The 23,447-nt window shown below is 43.3% G+C and carries 27 protein-coding genes; 20 read left to right on the top strand and 7 right to left on the bottom strand.

Annotated features, from left to right (window positions below):
* Positions 1-38 precede the first annotated feature (38 nt).
* From HMPREF1139_RS00400 to HMPREF1139_RS00315, 18 genes are read left to right on the top strand one after another with little or no spacing between them, the layout of a single operon-like run.
* Positions 39-461: a FoF1 ATP synthase subunit B' gene (locus tag HMPREF1139_RS00400; RefSeq protein WP_009649313.1), complete on the top strand. Its 423-nt coding sequence runs from the start codon at positions 39-41 to the stop codon at positions 459-461.
* Positions 462-470: 9 nt separating this feature from the next.
* Positions 471-980 (top strand): F0F1 ATP synthase subunit B, encoded by a 510-nt coding sequence (locus tag HMPREF1139_RS00395; RefSeq protein WP_009649348.1) that lies wholly within the window; start codon positions 471-473, stop codon positions 978-980.
* Positions 980-1,510, top strand: coding sequence for a F0F1 ATP synthase subunit delta (locus HMPREF1139_RS00390; RefSeq protein WP_009649353.1), 531 nt, complete (start codon positions 980-982; stop codon positions 1,508-1,510). The genes HMPREF1139_RS00395 and HMPREF1139_RS00390 overlap by 1 nt, the downstream gene beginning before the upstream one ends.
* A 14-nt stretch (positions 1,511-1,524) precedes the next feature.
* Complete coding sequence (gene atpA / locus HMPREF1139_RS00385; RefSeq protein WP_009649327.1) at positions 1,525-3,042, top strand: F0F1 ATP synthase subunit alpha; 1,518 nt, start codon at positions 1,525-1,527, stop codon at positions 3,040-3,042.
* A 9-nt stretch (positions 3,043-3,051) separates the two neighbouring features.
* Entirely contained in the window at positions 3,052-3,939 is an 888-nt protein-coding gene (gene atpG, locus HMPREF1139_RS00380; RefSeq protein ID WP_009649341.1) for an ATP synthase F1 subunit gamma, read from the top strand.
* Between the two features lie 11 nt (positions 3,940-3,950).
* Complete coding sequence (gene atpD, locus HMPREF1139_RS00375) at positions 3,951-5,348, top strand: F0F1 ATP synthase subunit beta (protein WP_009649332.1); 1,398 nt, start codon at positions 3,951-3,953, stop codon at positions 5,346-5,348.
* Positions 5,349-5,371: 23 nt separating this feature from the next.
* A complete protein-coding gene (atpC, locus tag HMPREF1139_RS00370; RefSeq protein ID WP_009649328.1) occupies positions 5,372-5,761 on the top strand; it encodes an ATP synthase F1 subunit epsilon in 390 nt (129 codons plus the stop codon).
* Entirely contained in the window at positions 5,762-6,343 is a 582-nt protein-coding gene (locus HMPREF1139_RS00365; RefSeq protein WP_018136092.1) for a MotA/TolQ/ExbB proton channel family protein, read from the top strand. It abuts the gene before it with no gap.
* Positions 6,344-6,742, top strand: a complete 399-nt coding sequence (locus tag HMPREF1139_RS00360; RefSeq protein ID WP_009649359.1) for a biopolymer transporter ExbD — start codon at positions 6,344-6,346, stop codon at positions 6,740-6,742.
* A 1-nt stretch (position 6,743) separates the two neighbouring features.
* Positions 6,744-7,649, top strand: coding sequence for a TonB C-terminal domain-containing protein (locus HMPREF1139_RS00355; RefSeq protein WP_169767362.1), 906 nt, complete (start codon positions 6,744-6,746; stop codon positions 7,647-7,649).
* Between the two features lie 21 nt (positions 7,650-7,670).
* Positions 7,671-8,936, top strand: a complete 1,266-nt coding sequence (gene tolB, locus HMPREF1139_RS00350; protein ID WP_009649282.1) for a Tol-Pal system protein TolB — start codon at positions 7,671-7,673, stop codon at positions 8,934-8,936.
* 54 nt (positions 8,937-8,990) lie between these two features.
* Positions 8,991-9,497 carry an OmpA family protein gene (locus tag HMPREF1139_RS00345; RefSeq protein WP_009649320.1) on the top strand — a complete coding sequence of 169 codons (507 nt, stop codon included), beginning with the start codon at positions 8,991-8,993 and terminating at the stop codon, positions 9,495-9,497.
* A gap of 6 nt (positions 9,498-9,503) precedes the next feature.
* Entirely contained in the window at positions 9,504-10,364 is an 861-nt protein-coding gene (locus HMPREF1139_RS00340) for a tetratricopeptide repeat protein (RefSeq protein WP_009649300.1), read from the top strand.
* A 60-nt stretch (positions 10,365-10,424) separates the two neighbouring features.
* Complete coding sequence (locus HMPREF1139_RS00335; RefSeq protein ID WP_009649323.1) at positions 10,425-11,024, top strand: FKBP-type peptidyl-prolyl cis-trans isomerase; 600 nt, start codon at positions 10,425-10,427, stop codon at positions 11,022-11,024.
* A 9-nt stretch (positions 11,025-11,033) separates the two neighbouring features.
* The gene (fabD, locus tag HMPREF1139_RS00330; protein WP_011992634.1) at positions 11,034-11,960 is read left to right on the top strand and encodes an ACP S-malonyltransferase; all 927 of its coding nucleotides are present in this window, start codon (positions 11,034-11,036) and stop codon (positions 11,958-11,960) included.
* Positions 11,957-12,640, top strand: a complete 684-nt coding sequence (locus HMPREF1139_RS00325; RefSeq protein ID WP_009649337.1) for a 5'-methylthioadenosine/adenosylhomocysteine nucleosidase — start codon at positions 11,957-11,959, stop codon at positions 12,638-12,640. Before fabD ends, HMPREF1139_RS00325 begins: the two co-directional genes overlap by 4 nt.
* On the top strand, positions 12,637-13,407 hold the full coding sequence (locus HMPREF1139_RS00320) for a tRNA 2-thiocytidine biosynthesis TtcA family protein (protein WP_009649314.1): 771 nt from the start codon (positions 12,637-12,639) through the stop codon (positions 13,405-13,407). The genes HMPREF1139_RS00325 and HMPREF1139_RS00320 overlap by 4 nt, the downstream gene beginning before the upstream one ends.
* Before the next feature lie 23 nt (positions 13,408-13,430).
* A complete protein-coding gene (locus HMPREF1139_RS00315) occupies positions 13,431-14,126 on the top strand; it encodes a vWA domain-containing protein (RefSeq protein WP_009649288.1) in 696 nt (231 codons plus the stop codon).
* A gap of 237 nt (positions 14,127-14,363) precedes the next feature.
* Here HMPREF1139_RS00315 and recO read toward each other — a convergent pair whose 3' ends face one another.
* The 7 genes from recO to bamA form a co-directional block, all read right to left on the bottom strand.
* Positions 14,364-14,978, bottom strand: a complete 615-nt coding sequence (gene recO, locus HMPREF1139_RS00310; protein ID WP_009649304.1) for a recombination protein RecO — start codon at positions 14,976-14,978, stop codon at positions 14,364-14,366.
* On the bottom strand, positions 14,979-15,902 hold the full coding sequence (locus tag HMPREF1139_RS00305) for a tRNA dihydrouridine synthase (protein WP_009649275.1): 924 nt from the start codon (positions 15,900-15,902) through the stop codon (positions 14,979-14,981).
* Positions 15,899-16,900 carry a hypothetical protein gene (locus HMPREF1139_RS00300; RefSeq protein ID WP_009649319.1) on the bottom strand — a complete coding sequence of 334 codons (1,002 nt, stop codon included), beginning with the start codon at positions 16,898-16,900 and terminating at the stop codon, positions 15,899-15,901. The genes HMPREF1139_RS00305 and HMPREF1139_RS00300 overlap by 4 nt, the downstream gene beginning before the upstream one ends.
* 10 nt (positions 16,901-16,910) lie before the next feature.
* Entirely contained in the window at positions 16,911-17,267 is a 357-nt protein-coding gene (gene dksA / locus HMPREF1139_RS00295; protein ID WP_009649333.1) for an RNA polymerase-binding protein DksA, read from the bottom strand.
* 9 nt (positions 17,268-17,276) lie between these two features.
* Positions 17,277-17,732 (bottom strand): 23S rRNA (pseudouridine(1915)-N(3))-methyltransferase RlmH, encoded by a 456-nt coding sequence (locus tag HMPREF1139_RS00290; RefSeq protein ID WP_009649352.1) that lies wholly within the window; start codon positions 17,730-17,732, stop codon positions 17,277-17,279.
* 4 nt (positions 17,733-17,736) lie between these two features.
* On the bottom strand, positions 17,737-18,675 hold the full coding sequence (accD, locus tag HMPREF1139_RS00285) for an acetyl-CoA carboxylase, carboxyltransferase subunit beta (protein ID WP_009649293.1): 939 nt from the start codon (positions 18,673-18,675) through the stop codon (positions 17,737-17,739).
* Positions 18,676-18,810: 135 nt separating this feature from the next.
* Positions 18,811-21,090: an outer membrane protein assembly factor BamA gene (gene bamA, locus HMPREF1139_RS00280; RefSeq protein ID WP_009649315.1), complete on the bottom strand. Its 2,280-nt coding sequence runs from the start codon at positions 21,088-21,090 to the stop codon at positions 18,811-18,813.
* Positions 21,091-21,181: 91 nt separating this feature from the next.
* Here bamA and HMPREF1139_RS00275 point away from each other — a divergent pair, with 91 nt between their 5' ends.
* Positions 21,182-22,012: a prephenate dehydrogenase gene (locus tag HMPREF1139_RS00275; protein WP_009649358.1), complete on the top strand. Its 831-nt coding sequence runs from the start codon at positions 21,182-21,184 to the stop codon at positions 22,010-22,012.
* A 58-nt stretch (positions 22,013-22,070) separates the two neighbouring features.
* Positions 22,071-23,441, top strand: a complete 1,371-nt coding sequence (locus HMPREF1139_RS00270) for a M23 family metallopeptidase (protein ID WP_009649351.1) — start codon at positions 22,071-22,073, stop codon at positions 23,439-23,441.
* Positions 23,442-23,447 lie beyond the last annotated feature (6 nt).

The raw sequence follows: 23,447 nt of genomic DNA, 5'->3' as shown, positions 1-23,447 counted from the left end.
TTTTTAAATGAAACTTAATAATTAAGTAAGGAGAGTGAATGTTAGAGATAGATGTGCCTCTAGTCATCTTGACGGCTATCGTTTTCTTGGCTCTAATCGCTATTTTAAATCCTCTGCTTTATAAACCTATGCTCAAATTTATGGACGATAGAAATGCGTCTATAAAGGAGGACGAGGAGAATACGAGCAAAAATGCAAGCGATCTTAGCGTGCATGAAAAGGAGATCGAAAATATCATATTAAACGCCAGAGCGGAAGCCAACAAAATAAGACAAGATGCGCTTAGTGCGGCAAAAGAGGCTGCGCTTAAAGAGATCGAGGCTAAAAAGTCTGCACTTGAGGCGGATTATGAAGCGTTTTTGAATGCTTTAAGTACTCAAAAAGACGAGCTTAAAGCCGATCTGTCTTCGAGATTGCCCGAGCTTAAAGCGGCATTAAACGCCAAGCTGGCTAAAATTTAAAGGAGTCTTATGAGGATCAAAATTTTACTTCTTGTTTTGCCATTTTTTGCTTTTGCTAGCGAGCATGGCGGAGTGAACTACGATATCATCGAAAGAGCTCTGAATTTTCTATTATTTTTTGGAATTTTGCTGTATTTCATCGCTAAGCCCTTAAAAGATCTCTATCAAAGCAGGATAGATAAGATAGCGGGCAAACTAGAGAGCATCCAAGAAAAGCTTCGCGCTTCAAAGCTCAAAAAAGACGATGCCTTAAAACGTGTCGAAGAGGCGAAACTAAATGCGAGCAGTCTAGTCGAAACAGCCAGGAAAGAGGCGGTAAATTTAGCCCAAAAGGTAAAAAAAGACGCCGAGCTTGAGATGGCAAATATCCAAAAGAGCTTTAAAGATCAAAAAGACTTCGAGGAGCGCAAGACTACAAAAAATGTCGTGAGCGAAATTTTAAATGATATTTTTGCCAGCGATAGCCTAAAAGTCGATCAAAAAGAGCTCATAAATATCATACTTAAAAAGGTCGGCTGATGAATGAAGTAGTAGCAAAAAAATATGTCAAAGCCATTTTGAGCGATGTAAATTCCGCTCAGCTGGCTAAATTTATATCAAACCTCAGTGAAATTTCAGCTGCTTTTGAAATAGAAAAATTTAGAAATATAATAAGCCTTCCTACCTTGAAAAATTCTGCAAAAGCGGAATTTATACTATCTTTAGTGCAAGATCCAAGTGAAAATTTCAAAAATTTCATCAAGCTGCTTGGAGTGAACAAAAGGCTTAGCCTCATACCAGCCATACTAAACGAGATAAAGAGCGAACAAGCATTGCTGGATAATATCTATCACGGTAGCGTTTATGGAAATTTTGAGCTAAATGGCGAGCAATTAAGCGCTCTTGAAGATAAATTTTCGAAGCGCTTTGACGCTAAGGTCAAGCTTGGGGGCTCAAAAAGCGACTACAACGGTATCAAGGTAGAGCTGGACGATTTGGGAGTCGAGGCGAGCTTTTCTATGGATAGGCTCAAAACCCAAATGAGTGAATATATATTAAAAGCAATTTAAAAAGGAGTAAAAGCGTGAGTGCAAAAATTAAAGCTGACGAAATTAGCGCTATAATCAAAGAGCGAATCGAAAATTTTGATCTAAGCGTCGATGTCGAAGAAACAGGCAAAGTCATCTCTGTCGCTGACGGTGTCGCAAATGTTTATGGTCTTAAAAATATCATGGCCGGCGAGATGGTAGAATTTGAGGGCGGCGAAAAAGGCATGGCTCTCAACCTTGAAGAAAGTAGCGTAGGTATCGTTATTTTAGGCAAAACTAGCGGCATAACCGAAGGAAGCTCTGTTAAAAGGCTTAAAAAGCTTTTACGCGTCCCTGTCGGCGATGCTTTGATCGGACGCGTCGTAAATTCACTTGGTGAACCGATCGATGCAAAAGGACCGATCGAAGCTACCGAAACTCGCTTCGTCGAGGAAAAAGCCAAAGGCATCATGGCTAGAAAATCAGTCCATGAGCCGCTACAAACAGGTATCAAGGCCATCGATGCACTTGTGCCGATCGGCCGCGGACAGCGTGAGCTGATTATCGGTGACCGTCAAACCGGAAAAACGACCGTCGCGATAGATACTATCATCAATCAAAAAGGTCAAGACGTCATTTGTATTTACGTTGCTATCGGACAAAAACAATCAACCGTCGCGCAAGTCGTTAAAAAACTCGAAGAATACGGCGCTATGGACTACACTATAGTCGTAAATGCCGGTGCGTCTGATGCCGCTGCGCTTCAATATCTCGCACCGTATGCTGGCGTAACGATGGGCGAATACTTCCGTGACAACTCACGCCACGCGCTCATCATCTATGATGATCTCTCAAAGCATGCCGTCGCATATCGCGAGATGTCTTTAATCTTGCGCCGCCCACCTGGCCGCGAAGCTTATCCTGGTGACGTATTTTATCTACACTCACGCCTTTTGGAACGCGCCAGTAAGCTAAATGACGCTTTGGGCGCCGGTTCGCTTACAGCTTTGCCTATCATCGAGACGCAAGCGGGCGACGTTTCGGCGTATATCCCGACAAACGTTATTTCTATCACTGACGGGCAAATTTTCCTTGAGAGCGATCTTTTTAACTCCGGTATCCGTCCTGCGATCAACGTCGGACTTTCAGTCTCTCGTGTCGGTGGTGCGGCTCAGATAAAAGCGACGAAGCAAGTTTCTGGTAATTTAAGGCTTGACTTGGCGCAATATCGCGAACTTCAAGCGTTCGCTCAATTTGCAAGCGACCTTGACGAGAGCTCAAGAAAGCAGCTAGAGCGCGGACAAAAGATGGTCGAAGTGCTTAAACAGCCTCCGTATTCTCCTTTGCCGGTCGAAAATCAAGTCGTCATCATATTTGCCGGATCTAAAGGCTATCTTGATGATATCGCGACAGCCAGCGTTACAAAATTTGAAGCGGAGCTTTATCCATATATAGAGGCGAAATATCCTGAAATTTTCGAACAAATCAGGACAAAAAAAGTTCTTGATAAAGAGATAGAAGAGCTTTTACATAAGGCACTGAAAGACTTTAAAGCGACTTTCTCGGTCGCATAAGGCTAAAACATGTCAAATTTAAAAGATATAAAACGAAAGATCAAGAGCGTCCAAAACACTCAAAAGACGACGCGTGCGATGAAGCTCGTCTCTACCGCCAAGCTTAGAAAAGCGGAAGAGGCGGCACGCTACTCCAGGGTCTATGCGCTTAAGATCAATGAAGTTTTATCAGAGATAGCTTATAAGATAAATCAATACGCTTCGGTCGTTTCCGAGAGTAAATTTTTCGATATCAAAGAAAATATCGAAAAGGTTGATATCATATTCGTTACCGCTGATAAGGGGCTTTGCGGTGGATTTAACGTCCAGACCATTAAAACCGTAAGGCATATGATAGATGAATTTAAAGCCAAGAAGATTAAAGTTCGCTTACGTGCCGTCGGCAAAAAAGGCATAGAATTTTTTAATTTTCAAGGTGTAGATCTGCTTGAGACGTATATAGGCGCTAGTTCTTCTCCGACTTACGAGAAAGCACAAAATATCATCAAAGATGCCATAGATGATTTCGTGAACGGGGTCACAGACAAGGTTATTTTAGTCCACAACGGCTATAAAAATATGATCTCTCAAGAAATCAGAGTAAATGACATCGTGCCTATTGAGCCGTCCAAGATCATCGGCGTAGAGACGAATTCTTTGATGGAATTCGAGCCTGAGGATAATTATTCTAAAATTTTGGATGAATTATTAACAAAATATTTTGAATACAGTATGTATTATTCTTTGATTGATTCACTTGCTGCCGAACATAGTGCGAGGATGCAAGCGATGGACAATGCGACGAATAATGCTAAAGAGCGTGTAAAACAACTAAATCTTGCCTATAACAAAGCAAGGCAAGAGTCCATCACTACTGAACTTATAGAGATCATCAGTGGTGTTGAATCAATGAAATAAAAGGAGTATGAATGAAGGGTGTTATTAGTCAAGTTATGGGCCCTGTGGTCGATGTTGACTTTAATGACTACTTGCCAAAGATCAACGAAGCTATCGAGGTTTATTTTGAGGTTGAGGGCAAGAAAAATAGATTGATCCTGGAGGTCGCGGCTCACTTGGGTGATAACCGCGTCAGAACGATCGCTATGGATATGAGTGAGGGGCTTACTCGCGGGCTTGAAGCTACTGCTCTTGGTGCGCCTATTAGTGTGCCGGTTGGCGAGAAGGTTTTGGGAAGAATTTTTAACGTTGTTGGCGATCTCATCGACGAGGGCGAGGGTGTAGAATTTGACAAACATTGGTCTATCCACCGCGATCCGCCACCATTTGAAGAACAAAGCACGAAAAGTGAAATTTTTGAAACCGGTATAAAGGTTGTCGATCTTCTTGCGCCTTACGCAAAAGGCGGTAAGGTCGGACTATTTGGCGGTGCAGGTGTCGGTAAAACGGTCATCATCATGGAGCTAATCCACAATGTCGCCTTCAAACACAGCGGATACTCTGTATTTGCAGGTGTTGGCGAAAGGACGCGCGAAGGAAACGACCTTTATCACGAGATGAAAGAAAGTAACGTTTTGGATAAAGTCGCCTTGTGCTACGGACAGATGAACGAGCCACCAGGGGCGAGAAATCGTATCGCACTGACTGGTCTAACGATGGCTGAGTATTTCCGCGATGAGATGGGACTTGATGTGCTTATGTTTATCGACAACATTTTCCGCTTCTCTCAATCAGGTGCAGAGATGTCGGCACTCCTTGGACGTATCCCATCAGCCGTTGGTTACCAGCCGACGCTGGCAAGCGAGATGGGTAAATTTCAAGAAAGGATCACATCGACTAAAAAAGGCTCGATCACATCCGTTCAAGCCGTTTATGTTCCGGCTGACGACCTTACAGACCCGGCTCCTGCGACTGTTTTTGCGCACCTTGATGCGACTACGGTTCTTAACCGTGCGATAGCTGAAAAGGGAATTTATCCTGCGGTCGATCCGCTTGATTCTACTTCAAGAATGCTTGATCCGCAAATTTTAGGCGAGGATCATTATAAAGTGGCTCGCGGCGTTCAGGCTGTGCTTCAAAAATATAAAGACCTTCAAGACATCATCGCTATCCTTGGTATGGACGAGCTTAGCGAAGAAGACAAACTGACTGTCGATAGGGCTAGAAAGATCGAGAGATTTTTATCTCAGCCGTTCTTTGTCGCCGAGGTTTTCACAGGAAGTCCCGGTAAATATGTAAGCCTAGAGGAAAATATAGCCGGATTTAAAGGAATTTTGGACGGCAAATATGATAGTCTGCCTGAAGCGGCGTTTTATATGGTAGGCAATATCGATGAGGCGCTGGCTAAAGCTGAAAAGCTTAAGGCTTAAAATTTTAAATTCAAGGAAGCGTAATGGATAAATTACATTTAGAAATAGTAACTCCTCAAGGTCAGGTTTTTTCTGATGACGTGAGTAGTGTAGTGCTTCCGGGCAGTGAAGGCGAGTTTGGCGTTTTGCCAAACCATGCCTCTTTGATATCGCTTTTAAAGGCTGGTATCATCGACATAGAAGATAAAAATAAAAACCATGACATCGTAGCGATAAACTGGGGCTATGCAAAGATCGATGAAGGCAAAGTTGTCATCCTTGCAGACGGAGCGGTTTATGTAGCTGGAAATAGCGAGAGTGAACTTGCGAATTCTCTTGATCAGGCAAAACGTCTTATAGAGAGCATGAGCAGCGATACTAACGCCTTTGCGGCTACGATCGCAAAGATGGAAAACGTAGTGAGAGCAAGATAAGTGGGCGGAATAGATATTTTTTTAAACTACATTCAAAGAAGTAGTTTCATCACTATTATCGTATTATGTTGGCTATCTGCTTATTTTATCGTTAGCTTTACCATACTTTTTTCTCGCATGGCCGGCATAGGATTGTGGCAAAAAAGAGAACAAAACGCCCTAGAATCGTTGTTAATGGGAGCTAAGAATATCCCAAACGATTCATCTTTAAGAAAGTGCGCAAGCGGTAAAATTTCAAGAGAAAAACTAAACGTTTGTATAAGCATAGCTGAGAAAAACGCCACTAGTGGCCTGACTTGGCTCAGCGTCATAGCCTCTACTTCACCTTTTATCGGCCTTTTTGGAACAGTCGTTTCTATACTTGAAACGTTTTCACAGCTTGGCAATAGTGCAAATTCATCTCTTGGCGTGATAGCTCCAGCGATATCAGAGGCTCTAGTCGCCACCGGTGCTGGAATTTTCGTAGCTATCCCTGCATATACTTTCAACCTACTTATAAAACGCAAAGCTTATGAGCTTATGAGCGTGATCGAGCGTCAAGCTGACGTATTGGTGGCGCTTAAAAAAGATGACGAGATATAGATGGCTCTTAAATTTGACGATGAAAAGCCGGAACTAAACATAACTCCTCTTGTTGACATCATGCTGGTTTTGCTGGCTATCTTGATGGTGACGACTCCTACGCTTGTTTATCAAGAGGATATCGCTTTGCCGGATGGTTCAAAGACTAAGACTTCTACCGCGAAACAAAAAGATCTGATCGTATCCATAAATGCCCAAAGGCAAGTCAGGATAGATCAGAGTCTGATGAGTCTTGCTGAATTCCCTGATAATATCGCTTTGATGGGCGGTAAATACGACAAAAGCTCACCGATATATATCAAGGCGGATAAAAATTTAAGATACGATGATGTTATGTTTGTGCTAAAGACCCTAAAAAATGCGGGATTTAACAAAGTCGCCTTAGAAACAAACGGATAAGATGCCAAGTAAAGTAAAATTTCCTACCGTTAGTTCGTTTTTTGTAGCCCTGTCACTTTATCTAACGATAGTACTTATGCTTTTTATCAAGCTTACATTTTTTTCTGAGCCTGCTAAAAAATATACTGACGATAAAGATGCATTTATGGATGTCGTCATGGTGGATAGAGAGGTAGCCGAAACTATAAAGGCTCCTAAACAAGCTAATGAAGCAGTCAAACAAACGCAGCCAGAACCCAAAAAAGAGTCACAAGAGACGAAGGTGGAAACTACAAATAAACCGGTAGTTCCAGAAGAGCCGCTACCTACCCCGAGCATACCGACTCCCCCGAAAGAGCAGCCAAAGCCAGAGCCAAAACCGGAGCAAAAGCCCGAGATACCTGAGCCTAGCGAAAAACCGGACACAAAACCTGAGCCGCCAAAGCCGGTGGAGACCCCAAATATCAAGGATCTTTTTAGTAGTATTGATACGACGAAGCTAAAAAAAGATAATGGTATCGCAAAGCCGGAGCAAAAAGTGCAAAGCCGTAAAAAAAGCGAGGTAGCCAATTCTCAAGCCGCCAAGCAGGCAAGCGATATCATAAAAAGCCTGCAGATAGATACGGTCTCAAAAGCACCAAAGTCGCAAGCCACTGGTGTTTATGATCCTTTAAGGGGCGCGATAGCAAAGCAGATACAAAGAAGATGGCAGAGCTATAAGGCTGATTCAAACGATGTCGCAACGGTTAAATTTATGATAGATGGAAGCGGGAATTTCAGCTATGAAATTTTGGAGCTGTCTTATAATGAAGAATTTAATAATAAAGTAAGAGAATGCTTGGAAAAACTGACTACGGAGAAATTCCCGTTTTCTCCGGATGGTAAAAGTATTACTTTTAATTTAAAATTAGAAGATAAACTAGAATAAAATTTAAGAAATGGAGCAATAATGAGAAAAATTTTTCTTTTTTTATGCGTCGCTTTGGGACTTTATGCTGCTGATGCGACGATATCGGTCATAAATCAAGGCATCGCACTTCCAAAGATCGCTTTGCAAGATGCGACTACGGCGGTAGGGGATGCAAATTTTAAAGATAAATTCTTTAAGATCATGCTTGGCGATCTGAAGGTGAGCTCTGACTTTGAGGTCATCGAAGATCATGTACCTTCTACTTATGAGGGCACCGCGCAGACAAATACCATGAGTGATAAGGGTGTCGAGCTTATATTTAGATACGCACTCGAAGGCTCGGCAAATTCGCCTCTTACACTCAAAGTAAAGCTCATAAACGCAAAAACCGCGACAACGAAATATGAAAAAGTCTATACTATGCCCGACGGTGCGAAATATCCGTTTTTGGCGCACAAAAGCATAGTCGAGCTGACAAACGAGCTAAATTTACCTCCGGTTGGCTGGATGGAGAAATTTATCATTTTTTCAAAATATACTTCAGCTCGCCAAAGCTCTATCGTAGTTGCCGATTATACCCTGACATATCAAAAGACGATAGTCAGTGGAGGGCTTAATATATTTCCTAAATGGGGCGGCGCCGATCAAACGAAATTTTACTATACTTCTTATGTCAATAACAAGCCGACTTTATTTAGATACGACCTTACTAGCGGAACAAAGACAAAGATCATAGATAGTATGGGTATGCTGATAGCTTCGGATGTCAGCAAAGACGGAAGTAAAATTTTACTTACTATGGCGCCAAAAGATCAGCCTGACATTTATATTTATAATATAGCGACCAAAGGTTTGACGCAGATCACAAACTACCCGGGCATAGATGTCAATGGAAATTTCGTCGATGGCGATAGCAGGATAGTCTTCGTATCCGATAGACTTGGATATCCAAATGTCTTTGCTACCAGCGCAAATGCCGGCGGGACCGTCGAGCAGATGGTATTTCACGGTAAAAATAACAACTCTGTAAGCACGTTTGAAAACTATATTGTGTATTCGAGTCGTGAGAGTAGCGGAGATGCCGGAACGTTTAATATATATTTGATATCTACGCAAACGGATTTTATACGCCAGCTTACCGCAAGTGGAAAGAATAATTATCCAAGATTTTCAAGCGATGGCCAAAGCGTCGTGTTTATAAAAGAACTCGGAGGTCAAAGCTCGCTTGGCGTGGTAAGACTAAATGAAAACAGAAGCTTTCAGTTTCCGTTAAAAGTCGGTAGAATTCAGTCTATAGATTGGTAAATATTTAAAATTTTTATGGTATAATGCGACCAAATTTTTTAAAAAGGATGTGGAATGAAAAAAGTAGTTCTAGCAAGTGTTGCTGTTGCAGCTTTATTGTTGAGCGGTTGTAGCTCTAAAAACCCTGAAGTCGATATGAATGCAAATTCAAATCAAACATCAGACTCAAATATGGGTATGAGTGATGCAGATAGATTGGCGGCGCTTATAGCTAATATCGAAAGCCAAGTTAAAAACGTATACTTTGACTTCGATAAATTTAACATCAAAGCAGATCAACAAGGCACTGTAAGTGCAAATGCTGCTATATTCAATCAAGCAGACGCTCAAGCTCTTTCTATCAAAGTAGAAGGTAACTGCGACGAGTGGGGTACAGACGAATACAACTATGCACTTGGTCTAAAACGTGCTAAGAGCACAAAAGACGCTCTAGTAAGAAATGGCGTAAGTGCTGATAGAATAGCCGTAGTTAGCTTTGGCGAAAGCAATCCTGTTTGCACAGATAAAACTAAAGCTTGCGATGCTCAAAACAGACGTGCAGAATTTAAAGTCCTTCCATAATTTATAATGGATAAAAAAATAGTTTTTGCGGCTCTCTCTTTGGGAGCCGCCCTCTCTACTTGGTCTCAAGAAGTTTCTGCATTTGATGCAGGAGATATCAATAACGCAAATCCATATGGTCTTACCGATAGTGAAAAAGCCGCTTTGAATAACAAACGAAGCGTTCAAAGCATAGAAGAAAATATGAATAGCGTTTCCGAGCAGATACAAGGGCTTCAAAGTCTGATAGAGAGCATGAGCCTTAGGATGAATAAACTTGAGCAAAGGATCAATGACCTCGAGTTAAGAGTGAACGGTGATGTCAATAGCTCCGGTGAAAATTTCGCATCTTTAAAAGCTTATGTAGATGAGACTAGACAGATCCAAGAGAAAAACTATAAAAATATCACTACCACGCTTAATCGTTTAGGTGCTTTGCTAGATAAAAACTCAAATATCACCTCTACCAAGCAAAATAACGCCAACGCCAAATCAAGCTCGGACAACTCGACCACTAAGTCAAATTTTAGTGATAAAAGCGATAAAGACGTTATGTCAGAAGGCATAAAGCTACTAAATTCTGGTAAAACATCAGAAGCCGCCGAATATTTTGAGTATCTTAATAAAAAAGGCTACAAACCGGCCGCTTCGAATTTTTATTTAGGCGAGATAGCCTATAAGCAAAAATCATACAGCACGGCTATACAATACTATCAAAAAAGCATACAAGGTAGCGACAAAGCCGACTATACTTCTAAGCTCCTTTACCACACGGCTATTAGCTTTGATAAGATAGGCGATACCCAAAGTGCGAACCGTTTTTACAAAGCTCTCAAGGTAGGCTATCCTGATAGCAAAGAGGCGCAAGCCGCCCCTAGCAGAAACTAAATTTAAACTTTTTTAGATATAATCTCACATTATCTTAAATCGAAATTCAAAGGAGATATTGTGAGTAAAGATCAAGTCATAACAATGTTTTATGAGCTAAAAGACGCCGCAACAGGCGAAATTTTAGAGTCAAATATGCAAAATGGCGGTCAAATTTCATTTATAACCGGTCGCGGGCACATAATCGAAAAGCTCGAAGAAGAGGTCAGCAAGCTAAAAGCCGGAGAAAAGGCTGCGATAAACATAAAAGCTGCCGAGGGATGCGGAGAATACAACAGCGAGGCCTTGCAGTCGCTCCCAAAAGAGCAGTTTGCGGGCATAGATCTGCATGAAGGCATGGAGCTTTTCGGACAAAACGAGGATGGCTCGAGCGTTCGCGTGATAGTAAAGTCTATCGGCGAGGACGATGTCGTAGTGGATTTCAATCACCCTTACGCAGGCAAAGATCTGCTATTTAATGTTGAAATTTTAGAGGTCAGAGATGCGAGCGAAGATGAAAAAGCCACAGGAATGGTAGCCGGCGCTCACACCTGCGGTTGCGGCGGACACGGACATGATCACGGCGAGGGACATCAATGCTGCGGAGGCCACGGACATCATCATGACGATGACGACGAGCATGGTCACGGTGGCTGCGGTTGCGGCGGACATCATCATTAAGAGATGGCTATGAGATATGCGTTGATTTTTGCGGGCCAAGGCTCTCAAAGCGTAGGCATGGGTCGAGAATTTTATGAAAATTTCGCCTGCGCTCGTGAGCTTTTAGAGAGCGCGAGCGATCGCTTGAAGATAGATTTTAAAAATTTACTTTTTACGCAAAACGAAGAGCTTGCTATCAGTGAATTTACGCAGCCCGCCATCATTTTAAACTCCTTGATGAGCTATGAGGCTTTGGCGCAAAGGCTAAGCATAGAGCCTAAATTTAGTCTAGGTCACTCCTTGGGCGAATTCGGTGCGCTTGCCGCGAGTAAAGCTTTTAGCTTTTTAGACACTATAAAGCTTGTAAATTTACGCGGTAAATTTATGCAAGAAGCCTGCGAAGGCAAGGACGCGGGCATGATGGTCGTGCTTGGCCTTGCTGACGATGTGGTAGAGAGCATCTGTGCCGAGGCGATGGAGCAAGGGCTTCAAATTTACGCTGCAAACTACAACTGCGACGGGCAGATCGTAGTGGCCGGAGTGCGTGCGGATCTGGCTAAATTCGAGACAAAATTTAAAGAAGCGGGCGCGAAGCGAACCATGCTCTTAAATATGTCAGTCGCTAGCCACTGCCCTATATTACAGCCAGCTAGTGTCCGCTTGGCTGACGAGCTTGAAAAAATTTTAGCTCAAAATTTTGCCCCGGTCGTGTCAAACGTCAGTGCAAAAACATATACTACAAAGCATGAAGCGCTGAATTTACTAAAAGAGCAGCTCGTTAAGCCCGTTTTATACAAGCAAAGCATAAAAAACTACGAAAGCGAAGTCGATTGCTTCATCGAGCTTGGCGCAGCTACGCTTAAGGGCATAAACAAAAAGATCACCGATAAACCGACTCTTAGCATAACCGATATGGCTAGTCTTGACGAGGCGGTTAGAATTTTGGAGGAGAGATGATAGCTATATTAGGGGCGATGGATGAAGAAGTAACGCCGATCTTAACGGCTGTAGGCGAATACGATACTATCTCATACGCTAACAATAAATTTTATCTTGCTTCCTATAAGGGTAAGCAGCTTGTGATAGCCTATTCAAAGATCGGCAAGGTAAATGCGGCGCTCACTGCCAGCATAATGATAGAGAAATTTAAGGCCGACAAGCTACTTTTCACCGGTGTGGCAGGAGCGCTCAGTGAGGGGCTCAAGATCGGCGACTTGATGTATGCTACGAGTCTAGCGCAACATGACCTTGACATCACAGCGTTTGGGCATCCTTACGGCTATGTGCCGGGGATAGAAGTCTTTAGTAAAACCGATGAAGGCTTAAATAAGCTTGCCATCCAAGTCGCAGCTAAAAAAGGACTCGATCTAAAAAGCGGCGTCATCGCGACAGGCGATCAGTTCGTGTGTAACAAAGATAAAAAGGACTGGATAAAGGCCGTTTTCAAAGCCGACGTAGTCGAGATGGAGGGCGCTAGCGTGGCTCAAGTCTGCACGCAGCTTGGCGTGCCGTTTTTCATACTTCGCGCCATCAGCGACGAGGCTGGTGGCGGTGCGGAGTTTGACTTTGACGAATTTTTGAATAGCTCCGCGAAGGTGAGTGCTGATTTTATGCTTACGATGGTCGAGGCTTTATGATAGACATAAGCAAAAAGATACTAAGCACGGTTGGCAAGACCAATGCGCAGTATAAAATGGTGCAAGGCGGAGATAAAATTTTGCTCGGGCTAAGCGGTGGCAAAGATAGTTTGGCGCTTGCACACGTGCTAAAACATATGCAGCGCGTCACGCCGGAGAAATTTGAGTTTAAAGCCGTGACCCTAAGCTACGGTATGGGTGAGGACTACGCCTATCTCACGCGCCATTGCAACGAGCATGGCATCGAGCATGAGGTCATCGACAGCTCTATCTTTGAAATTTCAAAGGACAAGATCCGTAAAAATTCCAGCTTTTGCAGCTTTTTCTCGCGTATGAGGCGCGGATATCTTTATACCTATGCACTAAATGGCGGCTTTAACAAGCTTGCCATCGCACACCATTTAGACGATGCGGCAGAGAGCTTTTTTATGAATTTCACTTATAACGGCGCTCTTAGGACGCTTGCGCCAAAATATAAAGCTAAAAACGGTATCGAGGTCATCCGTCCGTTTATATTCGTGCGTGAGAGGCAGCTTAGAGAAAACGCCCTTAGAAACGAGCTTCGCGTGATAGGTGACGAGGCATGTCCGGCGATGAGGTTTGATGTGAAGATGCCACATGCCAGATATGAGACCAAGCAGCTTTTAGCGCAGCTGGAGAAAAACAATCCAAAGCTATTTACCTCGTTAAAGGCTGCGTTTCACAACATCCATACAGATACGTTTTTTGGCTCTAGCGAGGCTAAATTTAGCGAAGATGACGAGTAAATTTCAAATTTAAAGGAGAGTGCATGAAAAAGATCATGATTACGCTGGCATTATGCTTGCTTGCTGCTTTTGCAAAAGAGATAGCGCCCGAGACCTCGGCTCCTAATCGCCTTGAAATGGTACTGATCCTCGATAAATCTGGCTCTATGAGTGGGCTTGAGGACGATACGATAGGCGGCTTTAACTCTATGATAGACAAACAAAAGGATCTAAATATCACGACTAAAGTCACCACGGTCTTGTTCGATACGAAATTTAACGTGATCCACGACAGAGAAGACATCAAAAACGTGCAAAAGCTAACGTCCAACGAATACCGCGCAGGCGGCAACACCGCGCTTCTTGACGCGATAGGAAGCACTATAAACAAGATAGAAAACGTTAGTGGTATCTACGATAAAAATAGTAGAGTCCTTTTCGTGATCATAACCGACGGCCAGGAAAATTCTAGCAAGGAATACACGAAGGCGCAGATAAAAAAGATGATAAGCGCCAAACAAAGCAAGCATGACTGGGAATTTGTATTTTTAGGCGCCAACATAGATGCCGTTACCGAGGCGGAAAGCCTTGGTATAAAGGGCTCAAACGCTGTCAAGTATAAAAATTCCAGTGAAGGTGTCAGGAAAAATTTTGAAGCCGCCGCAGAGCTGTCAAAGGATATCGCAAATGATAAAAAAGATAGCTCGAAGTGGAAAGACAAGGTGCTTAAGGATAAATAAATTGGCTCTATTAAAATATTTCATTGATTTTCAGCTCTTAAAGCGAAGTCAAACCTTGTGAAGCGACGCTATCGCCGCCGATTTACAGGGAAGCGGTAGCTGACCGCGTAAATCGTGCTATATGTTCGGCGTCTTGCGGAGCGAACAGGGTTTGCGAAGCAAGCATCAATGATTTATTATAACAGAGCCAATAAATTTGATTTTAGGCCGAGTTTGACGGCTCGGCCTAAATTTAGCTCACAGCCCCTCTAAAACGATCTTGTAAAGAGAATTTACCTCTTCGTCGTTTAGCTCTATCGTGCTTTTGGTGTCAAATAGCTTTTCTATCTTTTTCATATCGAATTCGCTTCTTGCAAAACAGTGCGGATGCGATGGTAAAAATCCCCTCGTGAGGCACATCTTGCCGACTATCGGCTCATCGCATACGAAGCACTCGAATTCTTGATGTAAGCGCCCCTCATACTCCAAGATCCTCACGTAGCTTTCTATCAAAAGACGTTTGGCATTTGACAGCTCGAAGCGCTTGGCGCATAGATCAAGCTCGTTAAAGTAAATTTCATCCAGGCTGTCCACGTCTTTTAAGTGATCGTAAATGAGGCGCATGAACTGCTGCCAGATGATGAGTTTGTCGCGGTCTTGTAGCCAGCGATAGCCAAGATGCAGCACGCTTCGAAGCTGCGGCAAGAAATTTATATTTTCTATGAGTTCAAAATCGATCTTATAGCCGTTCATCACGCTTGGGTGGCGCGCACCGTAAAAGCGGTATGATTTTACGACGTTTGAGGGCGTCAATATATAGACTAAAAGGTCTTCGTCCTTGACCTTTTGTGTGCGCAATATATAGCCTTGCATCTAGGCGAAAAATTCCTCTATTCGCTTACGCATCAAGTTCGTGTCTTTGATGTGATTTATCTCGTTGCGAAATGCGCTACCGCCGTCAAGGCCTTTGCTGTATTGGTGTAGGTGCTTGCGAAAGATATTTGCTCCATGCTCGCCATAATGCTCTAACATCGCGTCGAAATGAGCCAAGATGATCTCTTTTTTTAGCTCCTTGCTCACGCCTTGCTTGTTTTTTATCTCGCTAAATACCCAAGGGCTACCGATACTAGCGCGCCCTATCATCAGGGCATCGCAGCTTGTGAGGGCTAAAATTTCAGACGCATTTTGTGAGTTTATATCCCCGTTTGCGACGACTGGTATCTTCACGCTAGCTTTTGCCTGTGCTATCGCCTCGTAATCGACCTTCGCGCTATATCCCCCAGCCCTTGTGCGTCCATGGATAGCGATATAATCAGCCCCGGCTTCTTCGCATGCCTTGGCGATATCGACCTGATTTTTTTCATTAAAGCCAAGTCTGAATTTCACGCTCGTCATTGTTTTATTGGATATTTTTTTTATGGCTTCTATGATGCGTTTTAAATTTTCCAGATCGTTTAGCAGTGCCGAGCCGGCGCATTGTTTGACGACCTTTGGCACGGGGCAGCCGCAGTTTAGATCGATGCCGTCTATGCCGTCAAATTTATTTATGATGGCGACTGCTTTTTTGATATTTTCTATATCGCTGCCCGCGATCTGAACGATATAGGGTGTTTCGTTCGGTGATTTTTTGAGCATTTCGAGGGTTTTTGCACCGCTTTCATAGACAAGGGCGTTTGCGCTTATCATTTCGCTGATCGTGACGTCGCAGCCAAATCTCTTTACGACACTTCTTAAGGGCAGGTCGGAAAAACCTGCCAACGGTGCTAAAAAAAGGGGGTTTTTACTAAAGTCTATCATTTAAAAAATAGCGATGAAGGCACGATCTTGCCGTTATCGCGTAAAAACATAAGCACTTTTATCTCTTTGAATTCATCAGGATCGCTTCCCTCGATAGCCTCTCTTACTTTATCCAGCATCTGAAGCTCGTAAAGTGCGTATATATAGGCCTCGTCAGCATCGGCATGTGTAGCTTTGAGCTTTTCAAATATACTCATGAAAGCATCCGGCTTTAGCTTGTTTTTTAGTATCACGGCAGCTTTGTCGTATTGTGCTTTCGTGATTTTTACATTGTCTAAAAGCTCGAAAATTTCATCTGAGCTGATATCTATCTCGTCGTTTACGAAGCGGTTTATTACGAGCATGATCTCGTCGCTGCTCATCTCTAGCGGAACTCTTTTTATCTCGGCGTAAGAGGCTGTCCTTATAAGTTTGTCAAAGGCCGCCCTAGTAAGCTCGTCGTTTCGATCGGTTTGATTTTTTAAAATTTCAAAATAATAATTTGGAACGTTTTGTATTTTATTAAGCTCGTTTTGTATCATCAGCGCGTTGTCTTTTGGCAGCCTAAATTTCCTTAGATCTACGACCTCTTTGTTTTTTACATTTCTTATGCTTTGCATGATGAGTGCTAGCTCGCTGTCATCTATGCTGACCTCTTTTAGGTTGCTCCAAGGCGAAAGGGCGCGAGTGACTTGAGATGGGATCTTGTAAAGACCAGTTTTAAAGTCTTTGTTGCTTTCAAGGCCTAAAAGTATCTCCTTTGCCATGTCGTTGTAGAGCGCACCGTCTCTTTTTATGGCTCTTTTATACCTATAAAAGCTAAAGCTGTGATAAAAGATATGAAGCACTGCAAGCGCTGCTAAGATAGCTACAGGCAGCATGAACCAAACGGCTATCGGTAAATTTACGGACCAGCCTAAAAGCTCGAATGTGTAGGTTGAATTATTAAAAGAGTAGACAAATACCCCCACTGCGAGGATATATATGATACTGTAGATGAGAAATTTTCTGGTTTTCATCTCTTTCTCCTTAGTTTTTGGCTGTTTTTTCCACTATCTCGCGACATGCTATGCAATACCTCGCATGAGGTTTGACCTTGAGTCTTGCCATACCGATCTCCTCTTCGCACATATCGCAAATACCGTATGTTTTGTTGAAAATTTTACTTAGAGCCAAGTCTATCTCGTTTAGCTCCGCTCTTTGCTGCGCGGATATGGACTGTTCGATGAGCTGGTCGGTGTTTATCGAAGCGATGTCAAATTCATCGCTCGCACCGCTATCGCGTAGCCCACTGACCTCGCTCGAAGCGTCGGCTATATTTTTTTTGATCTGAATTTTTCGCTCTTCAAGTAATTTTTTGAAAAATTCTAACTCATTGTCGGTCATTTAAATTCCTTACTTGTGATATGGGTGGTTTGCGTTTATGCAAAGCCCTCTGAAAATTTGCTCAAAAAGCACGAGCTTGGCGATCTTGTGCGCCATAGTCATTTTGCTGAGGCTTATCACCTTTTGAGCCTTATCTTTTAAATTTTTACTAAGTCCGTAAGCGCCGCCTATAAAGAAGCTAAGCTGCATATTTTGCTCGAAAATTTTAGCGAATTCGCTGCTATTTAGCTCGCTGCCGCGCTCATCTAGCATCACGCAAAAGCCCTTTAAATTCGGCTCATACGCCTCATCGTATGCCTTTAACGCCTCGTCTTTTCCTATGCTTTGAGCCTTTGCGATCTTGTCGTTGAAGATGATCTTATCGCTGATATTGGCAAATTTAGCAGACATCTTTATATACTCTTTTATCTCGTTTTCAAAGCTGTCCGCACGTGATTTTTGTATGCTAAACACACTGATATCCAAAATTTCAGCCTTTGCTCTTCAGCTTTAGTTCAAACGGCTTTTCGTCTGAAATTTCAGCCTCTTTCGCCTCTTTTTGAAGCGGTATCTTTTTATGCTCGTTTGCGTCGTTCGATAAAATTTTTATCATATCGCTTATATATTTTTTGTGCTCGTTCCTAGGCACGATCGCATCGATGAGTCCGTGCTCTAGTAAAAATTCAGCCCTTTGAAAGCCCTCGGGCAGGTCCGCACCGATGGTTTGTTTGATGACACGCTGGCCGGCAAACCCTATAAGTGCGCCCGGCTCTGCGATTATGATATCGCCAAGCCATGCAAACGACGCGCTGACTCCGCCCATCGTAGGATCTGTCAAAATAGATATGTATGGAATCCTCGCCTCGTCAAGCAGCTTTAAAGCGGCTGAGGTCTTTGACATCTGCATCAGCGAAAAGGTGCTTTCTTGCATCCTGGCGCCTCCTGAGGCGCTGATTATCACGAGGGCTTGGCGCTTGTCGATAGCGCGCTTGATGGCTCTTGTGATCTTTTCGCCCTCGACTGAGGCCAAAGAGCCGCCCATAAAGCTGAAATCAAATACGACTAGCTGGATATCCTCGCCATTGCATTTGCCTTCGCCGCTTATCACGGAGCTCGTGCGACCGGTCTTTTCTTTGCTCTCGGCTATTCGTTTTTTGTATGATTTTTTATCTACGAAATTTAGCGGATCGACGGGCTTTAAATTTGCGTCAAACTCCACGAAGCTCCCCTCGTCGCATATCAGCTTTATACGCTCGCTAGCTTTTAATCTCATGTGATACCCGCATTTTGGGCATACGTTAAAACACGCTTCGACCTCTTTGTAATACATAAGCGAGTGGCAGCTATCGCATTTGATCCAGTGAGTAGGGGCTTCTTCGGGCAGCGGCTGCGCTTTTCTTATTTTGGAAAATATATCGGAAAAATTCATATCTGAACCTACTTATTTACAAAAATTGCTCGGATTATATCCAAACTTCACCTTGTTTTTTCTTATAAAAGCACAATAATAATTCAACGGATAATTAAGGAGAAAGGGTGCTACGCCGCACCCTAAATTTATGTATTAAAAGCGTCTGCCGATAGTAAATTCAAACGTATTCGTATCGTCATTTTCTTTTGCGTCAAGTGCTTTGGCAAAGATGAGTTGAAGTGGTCCGATCGGAGTCACCCACTCGATGCCTACGCCTGCAGATGATCTAGTTTTTGATGTATCATCTATGCTTAAGTTGGTACTTGTGGTGCTTTTGCTTGTTCTAATTATGCCGTAATCATAAAACAGCACCCCGCGCATTTTGACGCGATCTATCATAGGAAAGCTAAGCTCAAAGGAGTTATTAAATGCGAGATCTCCACCAGTTTCGTACCAGTTGCCACTACCATTACTATTGCTTACACGGACTTTTGGAGATACAGTCCTGCTCTCATAGCCGCGTAAATTCCTTATGCCGCCAAGATATAGTCTCTCGTTGATAGGTATGTATCCTCTATCCCAAATTTTGCCAAAGCTTGATTTGTATCGCAAGATAAGGTCGTAGTCTATGTAGTCTCTTAGCCCTAAATAATAGTTGAAATTCGTGCGGCTTTTTAGGAATTTCTCATCGCCGCCTACGCCTGCAAATTCTAGCGAAGTGCTGGCTAAAATACCGCGTCTTGGTAGATAATAATCATCGGTGCTGTTATACGATAAGGCCGGGATGAGCGAGCTTTTTAGGTTCGTGCCCTCTTTGTAGCCAATCTTTTGTAAAGCGTCGCTAAGCCCTTCGATCTTACTGTGTTCGATGACATAGCTAAGAGAGGCGCTTAAATTTCTAGTCAGCTTCCTGCCAAGTGTGGTGCTAAAGCCGTATGACTTCTCGTCGTAGCTGTCCCAGTCGTAGTCGTTTGCATAAAGCGTACCGCCAAGACTATACTCGGAGTCGAAAATTCTAGGGTTTGTGAGACTTATCTGTCCTGCAAGCTCGTCATCGCTCTTATCGACGCTGACTGTGCCTTGAAGTCCGGAGCCAAAGATATTCGTATCTGAAAGTGAGGCGTTAAGTAGTAAGCCATCAGAGCTTCCGTAGCCGATACCACCGCTTATAGAGCCCGTGGAGGCCTCTTTTACTTGCACTTCTAGATCGACCGTGTTTTTATCTATGCGCTCCTCTTTTATCTCGACTTCGTCAAAATAACTAGTCCTTTTCAGCGCGTCTTTAGAGTCCTCGAGGTCAGTTCTGTTATATAAATTCCCCTCCGTGAGATAAAGCTCGCGGCGCACTACACGATCGACAGTGCGGTCGTTACCTGAAATTTGAACGTTTCTTATATATACTTGCTCGCCCGGCTCGACCTCGTATTCTATATCGACTGTTTTGTTCTCATCGTATTTTTGTGTTTTTGGATAGACTTTGACAAAGGCATAGCCCTTGTTTGCGACCAGATCATCAAGCTTTTTCATATCTTGGCGAAGTCTTGCCGAATTCATCCTATCTCCGGCTTCCAGTCTAAAATCCTTCAAAAGCTCGTTCGTATCGAGTCCTAGCTCCTCAGGAGCTTTTATACTGACCTTTGCCACGTCGTAAGGCTCACCCTCGTGTATGTAGTAGGTGAGATCCGCCGTATAGTTATCGAATGAAGCGTTTAGGTAAGGCGCTGAGACCGTCGCATCAAGATAGCCTTTTTGAAAGTATTTGTCTTGAATCCTCGCAGGATCGTTTGGAAGCTCGAATAGTTTGACCTTACCGTCGTTCCTTCCCCACATCCAGCCCATAAATTCTCGGCTTTTGTTCGCTACGATAGGCTCTATATCGCCGTAGTCGAATTTTTTAGCACCGATCAGTTTTACGTCGTTGATTATCATATTTTCGCCGCGGTTTATATTCATCGTGATGAAAAGGGAGCTGTCGTTACCCGCTACCGGCTGCTTTTGTACGTCTACGACCGTGTCGAAATAACCTTTTGACTCGTAATATTGGCGAATTCTCTCTTTAGTCTTTTCTATCGTGAGATCGTCGTACATATTGCCCGGCTTTATGCTGATCAAGGACTCTATCGCGGTCTTGTCGTTTGTAGCGACGCCTTTTAGATCGACTCTGGCGACGCTTGGTTTTTCTTTGACATTTACCAAGATATTGCCGCTACCGTCAGTCTCGATAAAGATATCGTCGAAATAATTTTGTTTGAACAAATTCGTGATGGCTTTGTCACTTGCCTGCGGAGTCAGCTCCTGACCGACCTTTAGCCCCATTATCTGGGTAGCCACTTCAGGAGAAAGATGGATAAGACCTTTATAGTTTATCGACTGGATTGTCTGTGCGTTTAGCCCGCCGACGGCTAAAAAAATCGCGAATAAGCTTTTTTTCATGTAAATTTAACCTAGATTTTGAGTATAAAGTCGTATAATATCATATTTTATTTTTAAAGTATGTAAATTTGAAAATTTTAAAGGCGATTTTATGAAAGTAGGCATAGTAGGACTTGGATTGATGGGCGGCTCTTTGGGGCTTGCGTTAAAAGATGAGAAGCTGGTCTCTTGTGTCAGCGGATACGATCTAAACGAAGATCATCAGGCAAAAGCTCTGCAGCTTGGGCTGGTGCATGAAATTTTGACGCTTGACGAGATGAAAAAAAAGTGCGATATCATATTTTTAGCGATCCCGGTCGAAGCGATCATCAAGATCGTGCAAAATTTGACCGATATCGATGAAAATACGACCGTTATCGATCTAGGCTCTACCAAACAAAAGATCATCGAGGCCGTCCCACTTAGCATACGTAAAAATTTCATCCCCGCTCACCCTATGGCGGGCACCGAGTACTCCGGTCCTGAGGCTGCATTTAAGACGCTTTATAACGGCGCAGTAGTCGTTATCTGCGACTTTGAAGAAAGCGGAGAAAAGCACGTGAAACGCAGCGTCGAGCTCTTTTCTCATCTTGGTATGAAGATAGTTTTCATGAATGCCGATGAGCACGATCATCATGTGGGGCTCATCTCTCATTTGCCTCACGCTATCGCATTTTCACTTGCAAGCGGAATTTTAAAAGAGGAAGACAAGCGTCATATAATGGCTCTTGGAGGCCCTACTTTTCGCGGTATGATACGTGTTGCAAAGAGCTCTCCTGTGATGTGGGGAGATATCTTTAAGCAAAACAAGCAAAACATCATCGGCGCGATTGATATGTTTAAAGGCGAGTTAGAGGTTTGCGAGAGGCTGATAAAAGAGGAGCGCTGGAGCGAGCTGCACGACTGGATGGCTGGTGCACGCACTATCCGAGAAATTTTATAATTAACTAAAAATTTATCGATTTTATGTAGAATTTCGCAAAATCAACGAGGTAATTTGAATGAAAAAAAGAGGTATCAGTAGCTTAGGGGCTATTTTTATTTTGATTTTATTAGTGGCTGCGGGCGGTTTTGGCTATGCTTTCATGTCTAGCGACTTTGAGAGAAACGCTCCTATGATAGGGGTGCAGGATAAAGTTTATTGGAATTTACGCTCGCCGATGAATATAAAATTTAAAGACGATCGCGGTATAAAATTCGTTCGTATAAGCATGAACGACGGTAAAAACGATCTAAACATACTAAATCAAGTCATCGAAAAGCCAAGTCCCGAGCTGGATATAAATTTGACATTTCCAAAGACCGGATTTTTCACAGCAAAAGATACCTATGAGATGAATATAGAAGCCGTTGATACGAGTAAATGGAATTTCTTTTCAGGCAATAAAGCCACTAAAAAAGTGCAAGTCGTCCTTGATACGACAAAGCCCGATCTTTACATACTTTCGCAGTCTTATTCGATATCAAAGGGCGGCAGTGCGACGGTCGTTTTTAGAGCCACTGACAATCAACTAAAAGAGGTCTATGTCCAAACTAGCTACGGCAAGAAATTTAAGGCCGTGCCTTTTTATAAAGAGGGATTTTACGCCGCTTTGGTAGCATGGCCGGTGCAGGTGGATAACTTCAGCGCCGATGTGATCGCTAGAGATTTTGCCGGCAACGAGAGCAAGGCACATGTGAGATATTTTTATGAAAACGTAAAATATAGGACCTCGACGATCGCGCTAAAAGATAGCTTCCTAGACGGCAAGATCGTCGATCTCTCTGACCAATACGCAAAAGATCCCGGCTCGCTATCTCGTCTTGATAGGATGAAATTCGTAAATGAGACGCTTCGCGACGCCAACGATCAAAAAATAGCCGAAGTTACCGCCGCAGTAGATGAAAATTTGATAAACGGCTTTGACATAACCTCCTTTTATCCACTTAGAAACGGTAAAAAAGTAGCTGATTTCGCCGATCATCGCTACTACACCTACAACAACGCCAACGTGAGCGAGTCATGGCATATGGGGCTTGATCTGGCTAGCGTCGCTGCCGCACCGATAATAGCAAGCAACGCCGGCAAAGTCGTATTCGCCTCCGAAAATGGAATTTACGGACTAAACATAATAATAGATCATGGATTTGGGCTTTATTCGCTTTACGGACACTGCTCGAGTGCTCGGGTAAAAGAGGGCGACAGCGTAGCTGCGGGCGAGCAAATAGGCACGACCGGCACTAGCGGACTGGCACTGGGAGATCATTTGCACTTTGGAATTTTGATCCAAGGCGAGGAGGTCAGACCTCAGCAGTGGATGGATAAAAAGTGGATCAAAGATAACGTGACTAGCGTTCTTGACGCCGCTAAAAAGATGATAGATAATAAATGATTTGCA

The sequence above is a fragment of the Campylobacter sp. FOBRC14 genome, from assembly GCF_000287855.1.
GTDB classification, from domain to species: domain Bacteria; phylum Campylobacterota; class Campylobacteria; order Campylobacterales; family Campylobacteraceae; genus Campylobacter_A; species Campylobacter_A curvus.
This window is presented reverse-complemented; position numbering and strand designations above follow the sequence as displayed.